This window comes from Lujinxingia sediminis (assembly GCF_004005565.1).
Taxonomy (GTDB): Bacteria; Myxococcota_A; Bradymonadia; order Bradymonadales; family Bradymonadaceae; genus Lujinxingia; species Lujinxingia sediminis.
The window spans coordinates 53,507-71,057 of record NZ_SADD01000017.1; the positions used below are offsets into that span (position 1 = coordinate 53,507).

Annotated in this window: 16 protein-coding genes; 11 read left to right on the forward strand and 5 right to left on the reverse strand. The window is 63.5% G+C overall.

Going from position 1 to position 17,551, the window contains the following annotated elements; translation table 11 throughout:
• Positions 1–6 precede the first annotated feature (6 nt).
• Positions 7–816, forward strand: coding sequence for an alpha/beta fold hydrolase (locus EA187_RS18625; RefSeq protein ID WP_115608113.1), 810 nt, complete (start codon positions 7–9; stop codon positions 814–816).
• A 505-nt stretch (positions 817–1,321) separates the two neighbouring features.
• Here EA187_RS18625 and EA187_RS18630 read toward each other — a convergent pair.
• Positions 1,322–2,287 (reverse strand): hypothetical protein, encoded by a 966-nt coding sequence (locus tag EA187_RS18630; protein ID WP_127781245.1) that lies wholly within the window; start codon positions 2,285–2,287, stop codon positions 1,322–1,324.
• 483 nt (positions 2,288–2,770) lie between these two features.
• Here EA187_RS18630 and EA187_RS18635 point away from each other — a divergent pair, with 483 nt between their 5' ends.
• The 4 genes from EA187_RS18635 (at position 2,771) to EA187_RS18650 (ending at position 8,128) form a co-directional block, all read left to right on the forward strand.
• Positions 2,771–4,012, forward strand: coding sequence for a M15 family metallopeptidase (locus EA187_RS18635; protein WP_127781246.1), 1,242 nt, complete (start codon positions 2,771–2,773; stop codon positions 4,010–4,012).
• Positions 4,013–4,222: 210 nt separating this feature from the next.
• Positions 4,223–5,218 carry a fasciclin domain-containing protein gene (locus EA187_RS18640; RefSeq protein ID WP_127781247.1) on the forward strand — a complete coding sequence of 332 codons (996 nt, stop codon included), beginning with the start codon at positions 4,223–4,225 and terminating at the stop codon, positions 5,216–5,218.
• Between the two features lie 317 nt (positions 5,219–5,535).
• The gene (locus EA187_RS18645) at positions 5,536–7,296 is read left to right on the forward strand and encodes a hypothetical protein (protein WP_127781248.1); all 1,761 of its coding nucleotides are present in this window, start codon (positions 5,536–5,538) and stop codon (positions 7,294–7,296) included.
• Positions 7,297–7,660: 364 nt separating this feature from the next.
• Positions 7,661–8,128 (forward strand): TM2 domain-containing protein, encoded by a 468-nt coding sequence (locus EA187_RS18650; protein ID WP_115608121.1) that lies wholly within the window; start codon positions 7,661–7,663, stop codon positions 8,126–8,128.
• On the opposite strand, the gene EA187_RS18655 is transcribed toward EA187_RS18650, so the two are convergent.
• Both EA187_RS18655 and EA187_RS18660 read right to left on the reverse strand, forming a co-directional pair.
• Positions 8,116–8,391, reverse strand: a complete 276-nt coding sequence (locus EA187_RS18655; protein WP_127781249.1) for a TolC family protein — start codon at positions 8,389–8,391, stop codon at positions 8,116–8,118. The genes EA187_RS18650 and EA187_RS18655 overlap by 13 nt on opposite strands.
• 148 nt (positions 8,392–8,539) lie before the next feature.
• A complete protein-coding gene (locus EA187_RS18660) occupies positions 8,540–10,063 on the reverse strand; it encodes a DegQ family serine endoprotease (RefSeq protein WP_164856402.1) in 1,524 nt (507 codons plus the stop codon).
• Between the two features lie 271 nt (positions 10,064–10,334).
• Here EA187_RS18660 and phnD point away from each other — a divergent pair, with 271 nt between their 5' ends.
• From phnD to phnE (EA187_RS18680), 4 genes are read left to right on the forward strand one after another with little or no spacing between them, the layout of a single operon-like run.
• Positions 10,335–11,339, forward strand: coding sequence for a phosphate/phosphite/phosphonate ABC transporter substrate-binding protein (gene phnD, locus EA187_RS18665; RefSeq protein WP_127781251.1), 1,005 nt, complete (start codon positions 10,335–10,337; stop codon positions 11,337–11,339).
• 51 nt (positions 11,340–11,390) lie between these two features.
• Complete coding sequence (gene phnC / locus EA187_RS18670) at positions 11,391–12,194, forward strand: phosphonate ABC transporter ATP-binding protein (RefSeq protein WP_115608125.1); 804 nt, start codon at positions 11,391–11,393, stop codon at positions 12,192–12,194.
• Positions 12,191–13,018: a phosphonate ABC transporter, permease protein PhnE gene (phnE, locus tag EA187_RS18675; protein ID WP_127781252.1), complete on the forward strand. Its 828-nt coding sequence runs from the start codon at positions 12,191–12,193 to the stop codon at positions 13,016–13,018. Before phnC ends, phnE (EA187_RS18675) begins: the two co-directional genes overlap by 4 nt.
• Complete coding sequence (gene phnE / locus EA187_RS18680) at positions 13,018–13,833, forward strand: phosphonate ABC transporter, permease protein PhnE (RefSeq protein ID WP_115608128.1); 816 nt, start codon at positions 13,018–13,020, stop codon at positions 13,831–13,833. Before phnE (EA187_RS18675) ends, phnE (EA187_RS18680) begins: the two co-directional genes overlap by 1 nt.
• 9 nt (positions 13,834–13,842) lie before the next feature.
• Here the strand turns inward: phnE (EA187_RS18680) and EA187_RS18685 are convergent, their stop codons facing one another.
• The gene (locus EA187_RS18685) at positions 13,843–14,751 is read right to left on the reverse strand and encodes a hypothetical protein (RefSeq protein ID WP_127781253.1); all 909 of its coding nucleotides are present in this window, start codon (positions 14,749–14,751) and stop codon (positions 13,843–13,845) included.
• A 178-nt stretch (positions 14,752–14,929) separates the two neighbouring features.
• Between EA187_RS18685 and EA187_RS18690 the strand changes: the two genes are divergently transcribed.
• Positions 14,930–15,334 (forward strand): hypothetical protein, encoded by a 405-nt coding sequence (locus tag EA187_RS18690; RefSeq protein ID WP_127781254.1) that lies wholly within the window; start codon positions 14,930–14,932, stop codon positions 15,332–15,334.
• A gap of 248 nt (positions 15,335–15,582) precedes the next feature.
• On the opposite strand, the gene EA187_RS18695 is transcribed toward EA187_RS18690, so the two are convergent.
• Positions 15,583–16,464 carry a hypothetical protein gene (locus EA187_RS18695; RefSeq protein WP_127781255.1) on the reverse strand — a complete coding sequence of 294 codons (882 nt, stop codon included), beginning with the start codon at positions 16,462–16,464 and terminating at the stop codon, positions 15,583–15,585.
• Between the two features lie 195 nt (positions 16,465–16,659).
• On the opposite strand from EA187_RS18695, the gene EA187_RS18700 reads away from it, so the two are divergent.
• Positions 16,660–17,340, forward strand: a complete 681-nt coding sequence (locus tag EA187_RS18700) for a MarC family protein (RefSeq protein ID WP_127781256.1) — start codon at positions 16,660–16,662, stop codon at positions 17,338–17,340.
• Positions 17,341–17,551: the final 211 nt, after the last annotated feature.

Here is a 17,551-nt window from a genome sequence, read left to right on the forward strand (position 1 = left end):
CCCTCCATGTCCACCGCCCTCACCCTCTCGCCATCGCTGCACGTCGTAGAAGAACTGCGTGAAGGCCCGCTTATCATCGGCCTGCACGGCTGGGGCGGAAGCCACCACACCTTCGATCCGCTGCGCGAGCACCTCCCCCCCACCCGCGCCTTCGCCGCCTGCGACTGGCCCGGCTACGGCCACTCGCAAGCCCCGGCCGACTTCACGCTCGATGCCATCGTGGAGCCGGTGGCCGGATGGCTGCGCGATCTTCGAGGCCGCCACCCCGGCCCCTTCATCGCCGTAGGAAGTTGCAGTGGCGCTCTCTTTGGCATTGAGCTTCTGCGCCGCCACGCCGGCGCGCTTGACCACCTCGTGATGGTCGAGCCCTTTGCGTTTAACCCCTGGTATCTGAAGCTCTTTCTCATCCCCGGATTCGGTCGCCTGGCCTACACCTCGACCTTTGCCAACCCTCTGGGGCGATGGCTCACCAACCGCTCGCTCGCTGCGCAGAGCGACGAGCAGCCGGACATGACCACCGTCGCCCAAACACCGACCCGCACCACACTTTCGTACCTGCGCGAGCTCGATCGAATGGGCAACGCACGCCGCTTCACCTCGGTCACCACCCCCTTAAGCCTCGTGCATGGCGAGCGCACCTTCGGGGCGCTGATCCGCGGGATTCCGATCTGGCAGGAGCTCTTCCCCTGTGCCCAGCTCGATGTGGTGGAGGGGGCCGGACACCTGCCCTTGAGCGAGAAACCGGAGCTATTGGCGCGGCTGATCGAACGGGAGGCCACACGAACGGCGGCAAAGGTCGGTCGGAGCGCGGGGTGAGGTGGTGAAGAAGCCCCAGAGGACGAGAAGACCGAGAGTCATCTTCACGTGACCGAGAGTCATCTTCACGTGACCGAGAGTCGTCTTCACGTGACCGAGAGTCATCGAACTGACGCTAGACTGACCGAGAGTCGCTCGACAGCCTTTATTCATGCACTCGATCGCACCTTGACATCAACGTCGACGCGACACAAAGCCAGCCCTCGCGCGCAGATATCCTCGCCACGTACACGCCCGCACGTTGCTTTCGAACCTTGAGCCGCTTCTCCAAGATTAGCAGCGACCAGTTCGCATGTCCGCACGCTAGTTTTGCGTTGATTTCTGGCGTTTTTAGCCCTCGGACCACTGCCCGCCACCCAACGCCAGACAGAGCGACGCCCCAACGCGTCCTCAACGCGCAACAAGCACAACTCTCCCCGGGTTGTCTACGTCCTGGCGGTTTCATCACGCTTCGCCGGACTTTTGCGACGATACACGCCCCTCAAACCGGCGTCCGATGCCACCTTTAAGCGACATTTCGCCCGGGCGCACCGCGAGCCTCAAAGACCTGAAAATTCGCTACCAACCCCGCCTCACTGGGGTCATGCTCCCGACACGTGATCGGCGCGTTTCGCCGCAACCATAATGTGCCACAGGGAAAGACGCAGCGCTTTTTCCCCTCAAGCCAGCGCTTACGCGCCCGGGCATAGGCATCGCGAAACGCCTTCTCCCGCACCTGGGCCTCTTCCAGTAGCGTCGGCTCGCAGGCCGCAAATCTAGGCGCAGCCTCGCCACGGCGATCCGGTGTATCGGGGCTGCTCGAAGGATCGGTCGCCAGCACTCCAGCAACCCCCAAAAACGTACGCTTTTGCGCCTTCATCTCGCGATGAATCTTCTTCTCGCCCTTTTTCAACAACTTCTCAAAATACGCCACGACCTCGTCAAGTGTCATATCGTCGTAGCCCGGCGGACGCCGGGGCGTAAACTCAATGGTTTCAGGCTGATCGTCGCCGTAGTGGCTCTCTGGACGCGGCACTTTGATCGTCTTCTCCCAGTCCCCGGGCATGATCTTAAACCCCGGCCAGTCTTTGGCGCGCGCCACAAGCCCGGCCTTCACCGGATTAAGCAGCACGTAGAGGATGTGATTCTCCAACGCCTCCCGGTCAAGCAGCACCGTATCGCCGTACTGACGGCGGTCCCACAACCCGTCGCCCGGACCCAGCCCTTTATTGCGAGCGCTCGAAATGCCGCTCATCGCGTCGCGCATAAAGTCGCTTCGCCTTGCCCGCCTATCGTGAACCACCAGGTGCACGTGGTTGGACATGACGACCCCGGCATACATCTCAACCTCACTTCGCTCCGCCGAGCGAGCGAACTCGTAGGCCGCGATGGCGTTCATGGGCGCATCGGGCCGCAGAGAAAAGCAACGACCGTGCGTACGACGGGTCAACGCAGCAACCTGACCGGGAAGATGGCGACGAGGACGGGTCATAAGACGCTCCGATAAGGAGGGGATGTGGTACCTCTCCCGATCGTTATCGAACGCTGGCGCGACATGTTGCCGGAGATGTGCAAAAAAGTGCCGCAAACACGTGTTCGCGCACAACCCATGCGCTTTACCGGATCCACAATAAACCGCATAAAAAGAGGGCTTAATGTGACCCTCGGTCACTCCGACCGCCCCTCGGTCACTCCGACCGCCCCTCGGTCGCCTCCTCTGACCCTCGGTCACTCCGACCGACCCTCGGTCACTCCGACCCTCGGTCACTCCGACCGACCCTCGGTCACTCCGACCAACCCTCGGTCGCCTCCTCTGACCCTCGGTCGCCTCCTCTGACCCTCGGTCGCCTCCTCTGACCCTCGGTCACTCCGACCGACCCTCGGTCGCCTCCTCTGACCCTCGGTTACTCGCAACCCATGAAGCGACCGCCGCTCCGTGCTATGCTCATGCGTCCCCCAACCCCGGAGTTGGCTGATGTTTTTTGATAACCTCGTATCTCCCCGCCCTACACGACATCGCGCCGAGCACCTGCTCCTGGTCGCTTCGCTCACCGCCTCCGCCCTCCTCACCTTCGCCGGATGCGCGAGCGCCCAGCTTTCCCCCTCGACCCTGGGTGCCGAACAATCCACCGGAGCTTCGAGCAGCGCCAACAGCGCACGCTCCGGCCCCGGCGTATGCCCGCCCGCCCCGCTCAGCGAACTTGGGGGGTGCACACGGATCACCGGCGACCTGATCATCGAGAACATCCGGGAGTCGGCGCTCCCCGACCTCGGGAGCATCGAGCGAGTCGAGGGCAGTCTCATCGTCCGGCAGAGTTTTTTGCTCAACCACCTCGAGGGACTTCGCAACCTGGAGGCGGTCGGCGCTGACGTGATGCTGGTAGGGCTCCCCGGCCTTGCCACTCTCGAGGGCTTGAGCAAGCTGCGCGTCATCGGCGGAGAGCTGCACATGGTAGAGGTTGGCGTGGATGCTTGCCGGGTTGCAGCGTTCATTCGCGACCAGCGCGAGCGCGGCTACCAGGGCCCCGCCCACATCATGGGCGTCGACCCCTCCCCCGCCTGCCAGGTCGACTTCGAGAGTCCGGAGCTCGCCGGACCCGCCACAGCCCTCTCGGATGCCGACGCCGAACCGCGGCTTCCCCCCAACCCCTCGCTTCCGCCCATCACCCTGCCCGACTACGGCGAGATCCGCGGCGGAAACCACCTTCAGACCATCCACCCCGAGATCGCCCTTCGCGCTCGCCTCTTATACGCGCTCCTTCAGCATGAGGGCATTGAGGTGGTGTTCATCTCCGGCCACCGCAGCTGGAGTCCTCCCGGCGGGCGGCGTCTGGCCAGCTGGCATCACGTCGGCATGGCCTTCGACCTCAACCTCACCCACCGCGCCACCATGAGCGAGGCCAACCGCCACTACGAGGCCGACCGCAACCAGTGGGAGCGCATCGGTGAGTTGGCCGAAGGACTCGGGATCATCTGGGGGGCGCGCTACGACGACATCTTTCACTTCGAGTGGCACCCCGGCCATCACGCCCGCATGCGGCAGCAAGAGTTCGACGCATTTCGCGAGCTCGCCGGTCAAGACCTGGGCAACTACCGCCAGGGCTGGTCACTCTACAAAGATGATCTTCAGAACGTCGACGAAACCCCTCCCTGTCTGGGCGGTTGCTATATCCCGCCGGACAAAGGCTTAAGCGAACTTCTTGAATCGCTGCGCTAGACCTGTTCAGCGGAATTTCAAAACCTGTTCAAAAAAATCCGCACACGTCCTTGCCACCTTCCGTCTCGCTCCTAAGGTTCCCTGCGAGCTATCGGACACGGTGACTGCGCCGAATGATGCCTGATGCACCCGGCATGCCTGTTCAAAAGGTGGTCACCCCGAGAGCAGCGAACGCAACCTTGAACTTAACGCGGTTAAAGGAGATGGATTATGAACAAGACTCTGAAACTTCTGGTGCTCTTCGTGCTCGGCGCGTTCATCATCGCTTGTGGCGATGATGACGACGATCCCGACACCATCGATGATGTGGGTGTAGAAAACGACGCCGGTGATGACGCCGACGTCGAAGAAGATACCGGCGGCGAAGATGACGCCGGCGAAGACACCGACGTCGAAGATGACACGGGTGACAACAACGATCTCAACATCGTTGAAACCGCTCAGGCCAACGAAGACTTTTCCCTCCTTGTGGAAGCAGTGGTTCGCGCCGGCCTGGATGATGATCTCGCTGCCGAAGGCCCCTTCACTGTCTTTGCGCCGACCAACGCGGCGTTTGAGGCGGCTGACCTCGACTCCGAGGCGATTCAGGCGATGGACCCGGTCGACCTGGCCGCCGTGCTCACCTACCACGTGATCGACGGCGAAGTGCTCGCCGCAAATGTCAGCGCCGGCGCAGTGGCCACCTTGAACGGTGCCCCGGCCCTCATCGAAGATGCCGACGGGCTGACCTACGCCACCGCCCCTATCAGCGCGACGGACGTCATCGCCACCAACGGCGTGATCCACGTGATCGACGAAGTGGTCTTCCCGCCGGAGTTAAACGCCGCTGAGACAGCCACCCAGTCTGGAAACTTCACCGGCCTTCTGGCTGCGGTCGCCGCCGCTGAGCTCGGCGAGACCGTCGCGACCGGCGGTCCCTTCACCGTGTTTGCCCCGGCTGACCCGGCCTTCGACGGCATTAACCTCGACGACTACTCCACCGCAGAGCTCGCCGACATTCTGACTTTCCATGTCGTGCCTGGCTACGTCAGCTCCTTCGACCTGGTCAGCGGCAACGTAGCCACGGTCAACGGTGCCGAAGCCGAAGTCGTGGTCGACGGTGCCACCGTCACCTACGAAGGTGCTGCAGTCACTTCCGTCAACATTCTGTCCAGTAACGCCATCATTCACGTCATCGACAGCGTGGTGTTGCCGCCCGCAGAGTAAGGTCGCGGCGCAGTAGCATACCGGCGAGGCGCCAGCCTCGCCGGTATGAATGTCCGAAGGGCGTGCCAATCTGGCACGCCCTTTTTTGATAGGTCAGGATGCGTCCACGTGCTCCCCAGAGGTCCAGACTCCGTCGCGGTCCATGTTCATTGATGACGCGACTTGTCATTCACCAGAGATTTCGCTATGGCTTCGCGTACTTGCGCATGATTTTCGTCACTTTTTGATTGTGGCATATGACTTGCTCTACACTTTCGATCTCTTCAATCGAGATCTCTCTGACCGCAGGCGCGTCAGATTCACGGATGGATAGCCTCATGATTCGCACCTCTTCCTGGATGCCCTCTCTCGCAGCGCTGATGCTCCTTCTGGGCGCCGCGGCCTGCGGCGAAAGCAGCGTGCATTATAATACCGGCGACGGCGTCACCCGCGTGGATACCAATCCCGACCGCGACCCGCCGACCAACAACGATGCCCGCGGCTACATGCTCAGCGCTGTCAGCCAGACCGACCAGGGCACCTACATCGGCGAATCGCTGGAGCTTCAAGTGCGGCTGGCCAGTGATCAGGGCGAGGTCACGCCGGATGAGGCGATCACCTTCGAGATCATCGCCGAGACCGGGTCCACGCAGACTCGCCTCCAGTCCAACTCCTCGTTTACCAATGCGCAGGGCATCGCCACCAACCGCCTGCTCGTCGGCGACGCGCTCGGCACCATCCGCGTGCGCGCCACCCACAGCTGGGCCGACGACCCGGTCGACTTCACCATCAACGTAGGCACCATCCCCCTCGGAGCGCTGCGCATCGGCGCCTCCTACGACCGCAGCGATGTTGCCCCCCTGAGCTTTGTGCAGCTACGCCTCTGGGACGCCGTCCAGCAGCCCTGCTCCTCCATCCCCACCTTCACCCCGCCAGCCTCCGCCCACCTGCTTGAAGCCGACCTGGCCGACCTCACCGACACCGCCCTCTTCGAAGGCCTCAACCCCAACGATCGCTACACGGTGGTCGCCTACGGACGCGGCGCCTTCGACCAGATCATGGCCTTTGGCTGCGCCGACGAGGTCAGCGCCGAGCCCGACGCCACCACCGACGTGATGGTCGACCTCACGCTCCTCGACCTGATGCCCACCGGCGTCTACGACGTCGAGAGTTATTGGGACTTCCGCGAGGCGATCTCCAGCACCGGTGCGATTGGGTCGACGCTGGTGAGTGCAATCGAAATCATGAGCGACCCTGGCGATGCATTAGCGGAGGAGGCCGTCGAATGGGCACAGGATTGGGTTTGTGAAACCCAAAGCATCGAAGCTTGTGGAGCAGCTCTTCTTGTTGGTAGCGAAGCCAGAAGCCGCCTTCGAAATTTTATCAACGAGCAGCTCGAACGTATGTCATTTACACAAAATATCATCGCGATCGGGCAAGACCTAAACGACACCATCAGCCAGATGAAGGTTGAGAGCGTCCTGACCATCAGCAACAAACAAGTTGGCGAGGGCGAGCTGCGCGGGGTGGACGCCTGGCAAGCCATGAACTTCTACTGGCGCCGCAACTGTACCGACACCAGCCCTGCTGACTGCGGTGAAATTCGCTTCGGGCTGGGTTCCGGCAGCAGCATCGGCGCATTACAGTCGGAGTGGGATGGACGTCTGACCAACTACAATCGCCTTGAGATCGACGCTCATGAGATGACCGTGCCCTATGGCCTGGTCATTCTTCAGATTCTAAATGAAACGATCATTCCAGGTCTCACTAACGGCAACGCCAATAGCATCTCCGGCGCTGTCACCTATTGGATCTGTGATAACATTGGCTCCGTAAACATTTGGGGTGTTTCGGTCAATGTAGGTTCATTCTGCTCATCCCTCATCGCTCCGGTCTTAGGCACCTACATCAATCAATACCTTGCCAACCTGGAGTTCTCCATCAACCTCTTCGTCGAAGGCGAAGGACTGATGTTTGACACCGACTCCGACGGCGTCACCGACCTCATCAACGAAGGGCTCTTCCTGGGCGAAGTGCGCCGCGACGACGGTCCGCCCACCGAGATGGAGGCCACCTTCGAGGGTGTCCGACAGCCTTAAGCTCCGATACTCCTCGGTCGGGGACAGTCCCCATCGTTTAGAAAAGCTCGCTACCCCATCGGGTAGCGGGCTTTTTTTGTAGCCGACGTGCAAGATTCATTCAGGCCAGGTTCCGGGCCAGCGAACGGAGCTGACGCCCTTCTTGCAGGCACTGCCCCTTGCCTTCTCCCCATCGTTCTAAATAGCTTCGCGCCGCCGCGTGTTACTCAAACCGAACGTCTCAGGGTCAACCGAGACGACCGGGGGTCGATTGAAATGACCCGGGGTCACCAAGACCCCCGTTGCCTGAGACATCCAAACCCCGATGTCGCCCGCATGCGCGCTTATCTTTTTGACACATCCTCGCCACACCATGGAGCCCCCCATGACTCGAAACCTCCCTGTTCATTCTCCCGACCAGATACCCGGCCGTCGCCCGGAGCAGTTCAGCCAGCGCAGCCGCGTCATCACCTTTACCCTGGCCGTCTTTCTGGGCGTGTTGGGTGTACACCGTTTTTACACCGGCAAAGTGCTCACCGGGCTGCTGATGTTTCTCACCGGCGGGGGCTTCGGCCTGTGGTGGGCCGTCGACGTGATGACCATCCTGATGGGCTACTACCGCGACGCCGAGGGCCTGCGCCTTGCGCCGCCCACCCGACAGCCCGAGCGACTACCGCATCATCCGGAGCCCACGCGTCGCGCGGTCCCCACCCGCGCTCCCACCGACGAAGAGATCGCCGAGCGGGAGCTCGACCGGCTCCTCAACGACCCGCTGGCCGATAAGTTCGCCGAGTTGGAAGCCGAGATGGGCCAGGACGCCACCCTCGACGAGCGCGCGCATCACCGACACTGACCCTCGGTCATATCGAACCGACCCTCGGTCACATCGAACCGACCCTCGGTCATATCGAACTGACCCTCGGTCACTCTTGCCTGACCCTCGGTCATATCGAACTGACCCTCGGTCACATCGAACCGACCCTCGGTCACATCGAACCGACCCTCGGTCACATCGAATCGACCCTCGGTCACATCGAACCGACCCTCGGTCACATCGAACCGACCCTCGGTCACATCGAACAGACCCTCGGTCACTCTTGCCTGACCCTCGGTCATATCGAACTGACCCTCGGTCACTCAGCCCTGACCCTCGGTCACTCAGAATCTTCTTCGCCAAAATGCCAGAAGCCCACCGCGCGCATCGCGGTGGGCTTCTGGCATTTCGACAGGCGACCCATCGATTTCGTCGAGCCGTCCTCGACGTTTAGTTCGCAGGCAGCGTCATAAAGATCGTAGCGCCCTGGCGGTAAAGCAGCACCAGCACCTGCCCGCGCGAGGCCTGCCAGCGCTGTGAGACATCGGCCGGCGAGGAGACCGGACGTCGGTTGACTTCCAGAATCACATCCCCGGGTCGAAGGCGCAGACGCGCAGCTTCACTCCCCGGCGCAACATCGGTCACGGCCACCCCCTGGCGCAGCGCCGGGGGCACGCGCAGCTGCGCGCGCAGCTCATCATTGAGGGCCTGCAGGCTCAGACCGTCGACTGGCGAGGGAGCAAAGCCGGGAGTTCCCCCGGGGCCGCTGGCCACACCGGCCGCATCTTCCTGTGCGCCCAGCTGCAGGTGCCCTTTCATCGCCTGCCCCTCACGCAGGTACGCGATCTCCACCTCGGTGCCCGGCTGGGCCATCCCCACCCGGTTCTTCAGCTCTCCGGGAGACGTGACGCTGCGCCCGGCGATGCTTGTAATCAGGTCGCCGCGCTGCAGGCCGGTGCGCGCCGCCGGGCTCTCGGGCTGCACATCGGAGACGACCACGCCGCGCGCGCTCTCCGGAAGCTCCAGGGCGCTGGCAAGCTGCGGGGTCAGCTCCTGAATCATCACCCCGAGCCAGCCCCGGCTGACCTTCCCGGTCTCCACCAGACTCTCCATGATGCCGCGGGCCATCTTCGAGGGAATCGCAAAGCCGACCCCCTGGTAGCCGCCACTCTTGGAGAGAATCGCCGTGTTGATGCCCACAAGCTCCCCGCGCAGATTAACAAGCGCCCCGCCGGAGTTGCCCGGGTTGATCGCCGCGTCGGTCTGAATGAAGTCCTCGTAATCAACAATCCCCATATTGCCCCGGCCTTTCGCCGACACAATGCCCAGCGTCACCGTGCTGGAGAGACCGAAGGGATTGCCGATGGCCACCACCGATTCGGCCAGGCGCAGCGCGTCGGAGTCGCCAAATGCAATGGCTTTTAAATCATCGGGAGCCTCCATAAAGCGCAGCACCGCGATGTCGCTCTGCGGGTCGGTGCCCACCACCTCGGCCTCGAACTCCCGGCCATCGTCGAGGGTGAGACGAATGGTGTCGGCTCCTTCAATGACGTGGTTGTTGGTGAGCACGATGCCCTCAGCGTCAACAATCACGCCACTTCCCAGCCCTTCCTGCACGCGCTCCTGAGGTTGCTGCGGCACGCCCCGCGGCCCGAAGAAGGGATGGCCGCCAAAGGGAGAACGCCCGAATGGTGAGGCCATCTGCCGCACGCTTCGCTCGGTATTGATGCCTACCACCGAGGGCATCACCTTCTCGACCACATCGGGAAGCTCCAGGCGCATGGCCATCTCGGCGCTGCTCACCTGCAGGTCCCGGCCAGTCGGGCCTGCCGCCTCATCGGGATGGGGCGACATCGCCACCCTGACCTCTTCCGCTGTCGGCGCGCTGACCTCGGGGTCGGGGCTCGTCTCCGGTTGAAAACAGGCCACGCCGGTGGCCGCCAGCATCGCGATCATCCATGGTGCTTTTCGCATGGGGTCTTCCTCCCGTCTCAACACAGGGTTCATCATCATCTCGGCCATCCACCGCGCAGGCGTCGGCCATGGCGGGGATTCAACGCGACGGAAATTTAAAATCATTCCCTCCCCCCGGCATCCCTTTTTCGTCGGGGCCAGGGCGCGCAATCTCACATCAGGCTCGATCCGGCCCCATCGGCCCGAGGGCTCGCGAAGCCACATTGGCGAGCCGGCCCGGCTGCGTTATAACACCCCCAAGAACCTCACCGCTTTCCCAACGACGTAGCCCATGACGCACCGCACTCGCCGCCCGCTTCACCGCACCCTGGCACTGGCCATGCTGCTCGCTGCGCTTGTCGTCACCGCCGGCTGCGAGCGGGTCGGCGACTGGGTTGATGGCGAGTGCGTCGAGGGCCAGCTCGACCGACCTCGCTTCTGCGATCGCGACGGCGATCTTGTGGCCGACCGCGACCCGGAGGGCCTGCGCTGGCTCAACCCGGACACGCTGATCTTCGCCTACACCCCGGTCGAAGACCCGGCGCAGTACCGACAGGTCTGGGACGAATTTCTCGCACACCTCGAAGTCCAGACCGGCAAAGAGGTGCAGTTTTTCCCGGTGGGATCCAACGCCGCACAGATCGAGGCGATGCGGGCCGGGCGCCTGCATATCGCCGGCTTCAACACCGGAAGCCTGCCCCTGGCTGTGAACTGCGCCGGCTTCAAACCCCTGGCGATGATGGCCGCTGAAGACGGCTCCTTTGGCTACGAGATGGAGCTCATCACGCACGTCGACAGCGGCATCACAACCGTCGATGCGCTTAAAGGTCGCACGCTGGCGTTTACCTCCCCGACCTCCAATTCCGGCTTTAAGGCCCCCTCGGCGCTTTTGGGCTCGGAGTTCGATTTGCAGGCCGGCCGCGACTTTGAGGCCGCCTACTCCGGACGCCACGACAACTCCCTGCTCGGTGTCTACAACCGCGACTATGACGCCGCCGCAGTCGCCAACGTGGTCACCGACCGCCTCTTCGATCAGGGCAAGGTTCCCCGCGACCAGATCCGCGTGCTCTACCGCTCCAAAACCTTCCCGACCACCGGCTTTGGCGTCGCCTACAACCTGCACCCGGACCTGGAGCAGGCCATCCGCGAGGCCTTCTTCAGCTTCCCCTGGGAGGGCTCGGTGCTCGACCGGGAGTTCCCCGACGAAGACGGCTTCATCCCCATCTCCTACAAAGAACACTGGGAGGTGATTCGTCAGATCGACCAGGTCTTTAAACCCGGCTACTCCTGCCAGTGACACTCAGACGATCTGGCGGCAACTTCTGCTCCTCACTGCGAGGTTTTTGCGATGCTCACCCTCAAAGGTCTGCACAAACGCTACCCCGACGGCTTTGTGGCGCTGCCCTCGGTCGATCTGGAGGTTCCCACCGGGCAGCTTGTCGCGCTGATCGGCCCCTCGGGCGCGGGCAAATCAACGCTGATCCGGTGCATCAACCGTCTGGTCGAGCCCACTTCGGGCTCGGTGAAGCTCGGCGAGGAGGAGCTGACCACGCTCTCGCGCGGAGAGCTGCGGCGAGCGAGGCGACGCATTGCGATGATCTTTCAGGACTACGCGCTGGTGGACCGACTCACGGTGATGGAGAACGTCCTGAGCGGTCGGCTGGGCTACGTGAGCTTCTGGCAGAGCTGGATGCGGCGCTTCCCGCAGGCCGACGTCGACCGCGCCTTTGAGCTTCTGGAGACCGTGGGTCTCAAAGGGCTTCACGACCGCCGCGCCGACGCCCTCTCCGGCGGCCAGCGCCAGCGCGTCGGCATCGCCCGCGCGCTGATGCAGCAGCCCGAGCTTTTGCTGGTCGACGAGCCCACAGCAAGCCTCGACCCGCGTACCGCGCGCCAGGTCATGCAGCTCCTGGGCGACCTGTGCAAAGCGCATAACCTCACCGCCATTATCAACATCCACGATGTGCCGCTGGCCCGCGCCTACACCGACCGCATCGTCGGGCTGCAGGCCGGAAACGTCGTCTTCGACGGCAAGCCTGAGACACTCACCGACGCGGTGCTCCCGGAGATCTACGGCGGCGAAGACTGGACCAGGGACGCCGCAAGTGATGAGGCGCAGCTTCAGGCCGAAGACGACGGGGTCGCCGCGTGAGCCCTGCCCCTTCCTCAACGACGCCGACCGCCGGCGCACCGCGTCGCTGGCGTCGTCCCCCGCATATCGCCAACGCGCGCACCCGCTGGGCTCTCTACATCGGCGCGACGCTCTACCTTCTCTGGGCGCTCTCCTCGGTCGATATCGATGTGGTGCGCCTTTTTGAGGGCATGAGTCGCGCGCGCACCTTCTTTGCCGCCGCGCTCACCCCGGACTTTTTTACACGTTGGAGCGACATCCGCGCCGGCATCCTGGAGAGCCTCACCATGACGGTGGTGGCCACGGTCGCGGGCATCGCCCTCTCGATTCCGCTGGGACTGGGCGCGGCGCGCAACCTGGCCAGCCGCCCGGTCTACCTGATCTGCCGTGCGATCCTGGCGGGCACGCGCGCCTTCCACGAGATCATCCTGGCGATCATGCTCGTAGCGATGTTCGGCTTTGGACCTTTTGCCGGTGTGGTCACCCTGGTGGTCTCCACCATCGGATTTTTAGGCAAACTCATCGCCGAAGATATCGAGGCGATTCAGTGGAACGCCGTCGAGGCGGTGGAGTCCGCGGGTGCCTCCTGGCTGCAGCGGGTGGTCTACGCGGTGCTCCCCCAGATCATGCCGCGCTTTATCGGGCTCTCGCTCTACCGCCTGGACATCAACTTCCGCGAATCGGCGGTCATCGGCATCGTGGGCGCCGGAGGCATCGGTGCGACGCTGACGACGGCCTTTGATCGCTACGAGTTTGAGGCCGTCTCCGCCATCCTGATCCTCATTATCACCACCGTCTTTATCGCCGAGTACATCGCCGGCGCCATCCGTCGAAAGGTTCTGTGATGCCCGTTGAGCAGCAAGGCGATACCCGCATCTGGCGCCGTCGCGACCGCAAAGCCGCCCTTCGCCATTTTGGCGTAACGCTGGCCGTGGCCGCGCTGGTGGTCTTCTGCGCCACGATCATCAGCGACCAGACCACCTGGGAGTTTGTGGGCTCGGCGCCGCTGCAGGGTGCCGACCTTGCCATGCGCATGTGGCCGCCGCGGCTGAGCTACCTCACCGAGTTGTGGGGTCCGGTCATCGACACCATCCACATCGCCACCCTGGGCACCATCCTGGGCGTGATGATTGCCTCGCCGCTGGCCTTTCTGGCGGCCAACAACACCACGCCCTCCCGGGCCCTGGTGCGCCCGGTGGCCCTGGCCCTGCTGGTGACCTCGCGCTCGGTGAACTCGATCATCTGGGCGCTGATGCTGGTGGTGATCTTCGGCCCGGGCATGCTCAGCGGCATCATCGCCATCGCGCTGCGCTCGGTGGGTTTTTGCGGCAAACTCCTCTACGAGGCGATCGAAGAGATCGACGCCCACACCGTCGAGGCCGTCGCCTCCACCGGTGCGAGCCGCCTGCAGGTGCTCACCTTTGGCGTGATCCCGCAGATCGCCCCGGCCTTTGCCGGCATCTCGGTCTACCGCTGGGATATCAACATCCGCGAGGCCACCGTGCTCGGGCTCGTCGGCGCTGGCGGCATCGGTATGGCGCTGCAGGGGGCCATCGACACCCTGGCCTGGAGCCGGGTCAGCGTGATTTTTCTGGTCATTCTGGGCACCGTCGTGCTCTCGGAGTGGGTCTCGGCAAAAGCACGCGCGGCTGTGATTTAATGATTTAACTCAGGGGGGGGATTCGTCTTCTTCGGCGGCCCCAGGCCAGCACCTCAGCAAGGCCGGCGCTTTACACGGCAGGCGCACACCCAGCACCCACCCCTCCTCGGCGATCACCTGCGCCACCTTTTTCGGCGCACGCTCCACCTCCTTCAAAAACCCGTCGAGCGTGCCACGCTGCGACTGCTCCAGAAGCCAGACTGCAATGGCCTGCGCGTCGCGCAGATCCTTATCCTGAATCGTCGTATCTCGCGGGAGCATCGACGGATAGCACTCCGCGATCACGTGATGCGTGCCCGACAAGCCCCCCTCCTGCGGCCACACGCTCACATCAAGTTCACCGGCGTCGCGCAACGTCAGGAGCGCATCGAGCATCGCCAGACACGTGATGGTGTGGCCGGCCACCATCGGCCCAGGCCCCATATAAAACGCGCTCAAAGACTGAGGCAAAAAGAGCTCCACCATCCGCCAGTACGCCACGCCCCGCGCGCTGTAGAACGCGCCAGGGCTGTGGTGAGGCCGATCCCACGCCCGACCCTCACGATCACGCGAATACAGCGGCACGCCCGCCTCTTCGGCAAAGGGCTGATTGACCCGATCGAGAAAACCGTCGAGCGTGGGCGCGTCCCGGCGTATCGCGGCGATCCGCGCCACCAGCGCGCGCCAGCTCTCCACGCCAAAGACCTCCAAGGCCGCTCCCACCGGGTAGCCCAGCGAGGCGTCGATACCCACCAGAGTGCGCGGTGCATCGGGTCGCAGAAGCTCGCGCAGGTAATCAAAAACCTCCACCCGCTTCCAGTTTCTGGCCCGAGTGCCCGGCGGTCGCACCTCGCGCGCGGGCTGCCCGGCCGCCGCCTCGACGATGCGAAGCCCCACCCGCTGGTCGTCGCGGCCGGCCCCGGCCCAGTCAATCCCCACACATCGCTCAAAGGGTGTCCTCTCTTACGGCCTCATCGACTTTTTCCGGGTTCACATCCTTGCGACCGCGCCATTGTCCAGAAAGTACATCCCCGTGCACAATGCTCTTTCAACGCGTTTTGAGGGTCGGGCGATACGCCCCCCTCTTCCCACAGGTTTTCCACAGCCCGGCAACCCTATGCCCGTGTTTCGCGTCGCCCTCCTCTCAGCCCTGACCTTCGTCGCCTGCGAGCCCACGGATCCCGACTCCAACTCGCCACACCAACCCGCGACGACTCCCAAAGCCGAACCCGCCAAAGCGTCGAAACTCACAGAGAACAAAACGCCGCTCACCAAAGCCCCGGCCACCCTACGCGCCACCCCCGACACCGACCTCCGCATCGGCGACACCGTCGAGGTCTGCTGGGAGGCCGCCGGCCACCAGAGCTGCACCCTCTCCATTCTGCACGCCAGCGGCGAAGGCGATTTTGGGGACGTCACCGCCAGGGGATGTCGCCAGGTGGTCGTCGAGCACACCACGCTCATCGAGCTCTTCTGCGAAAACTCCACCCACGCCCTCCTGCAACTCAATGCCTCAGAGTAGCGTCTTCCCCGCATAAACACGCGACATCCCCTGACCCCCGGTCACCTCCCGACCGCATAAACACTGAACTTTCCGCGACCCTGGGTCACCTCCCAACCCCTTTCACACGATCCACAGAGCCCCCCACGAACCTCCCCACATCGCGCCCCCCCGCGTCCCACAACCACCCGATCACCTGACCACCCAACCGCAACGCGCGCCCCCCCAGACGCGCGCCGCAACTCCCCACACCGCGCCCCCCCCGAGCCTTACTCCTCCACCTCAACCCACCGCAGATCAAACTCCAGCTCCACGTCGATCGTCGGCGAACACTCACTACCGCACATCGAGCTCTGGCAATTCAGCGTAAACTCGGCGCTTCCGGCGATCGTCTGCTCAGCGGCATCAAACGCGCTGATCGTGGCCATCGTCGCCGCATCATACGCGCAGTTCGCACCGCCAACATTCTCCACCAGCCCGATCTCCAGGTACTGCTCCAGCGGCGTGGAAGCCCCGGGAACGGGAAGATCCATGCCGAAGGTCATCGCATTGAGCGAGCTTGAGAAGAAAAGCCGCCCGAACGAAAGCTCCGCCCGGACCGCCGGCGCATCACCGCTCACCGTCTGAGGCTCGTTGCCATAGAGCGACATCGTCATCGTCCCCCCGGAGACCTCCGGCTCATCGACGGGCTCCTCCACGCTCAGACAATCCTCCGCGCAGCCTTCCTCTCCGTCACAGACTTCGCCGAACTCCACCGTGCCATTGCCGCACTCCGGCGAGTTGCTCACACAGGCCGGGCCGCTCTCGTCTTCGGTCTGCTGGCAGGAGTAACCGGGAGCGCAGCTCTCCACACAGAGTCGGCTGCAATACGAGCCGCCAAGCTCCTGATGGGAGACACATACGCCCCCCTCACACCCCTCATCCTCATCGACGCAGGTGGAGAGGTTGCAGATCAGGTTGCAGGGCTCTCCCAGATCGCCGGGCTCCTCCTGCGGATCTTCCACCAGACCGACGTCACCCACATCGACACCGGCGTCGACCTCTCCCGCGTCGTTTGAGGCACGGCGGTTGTTACTGTCGCCGGAGCACGCCGCCCCCAGGCTCATCACCACCACTGCCGCAGCCCACACACCCATCTTCTGTCGTTTCATCGCGATCCTCTTCGCTCACCCGTGCACGCACGGGACATCTGCTCAGCGCCAAACTCACTCCATTGGGGCATACCGTAGCGGCTCACCACGCCCCGCACAACCGCCCCAATGACTTGTTAGCGCCCCAGAACGCCCGACCTTTAAAGGAGTCCACAACGCCCTGGCTCATCTCACCGATTGCGTCGCGAGGTTGTCTTGGAAAGCACACTGCAGGCCATTATCACCATGCTCTCTCTGGTCAACCCGGCGGTCTGCCTGGCGATGTTTGCCGCAATCGAGTCCGGTCAACCCGGCAGTATTCAGCGCAAAGACGCCACACAGATCGCGCTGGCAACGCTGATCATCCTGGGGACCTCGGCGCTGATGGGAACCCGAGTCCTCGAGATCTTCGGCGTCTCGGTCGACGCGTTCTCGGTGACCGGAGGTGCCGTGCTTGTCGGCATCGGCGCGGCGATGCTCATGGGGCGACAGCAGCCTGCTGGCCCCTCTCCCGGTGCCCCCGATGCGGCAAACCCCCATGCCGAGCCCTCAGCGCATCAGGCCGCACTCGGACCCTTGATTCTCTTTGCCGGCGGCCCCGGTCCGATCACCGGCGTCATCACACTCTCTGCACAGAGCCAACAAAACATCCCCTGGGAAGCGCTCATCGCCGTCGGAATCACCGCCCTGGTGCTCTGGGTGGTTCTCTTCGTGTCGGCCCGCCGCGCCCCGGAGACCTCCTCCGACGCCGACCAGCCTTCTCCCACTGCGGACGACGCCGATACCCAGAGCTTCTATCGCGACATCGCGACGCGCTTTATGGGGCTGATCATCATCGCGATGGGCGTTCAAATTGGTTTGAGCGGCCTCCAGAACTTCTTTGGCAGTGCCGCGTGAAAGCACCAGCGATCACTCCAGTCTTCCAGAAACTCGCCACACCACGCGTTTTGGAGTGATCTCAACCGACCCTCGGTCACTCCGACCGACCCCCGGTCACTTCAACCGACCCCCGGTCACTTCAACCGACCCCCGGTCACTTCAACCGACCCCCGGTCACTTCAACCGACCCCCGGTCACTTCAACCGACCCCCGGTCACTTCAACCGACC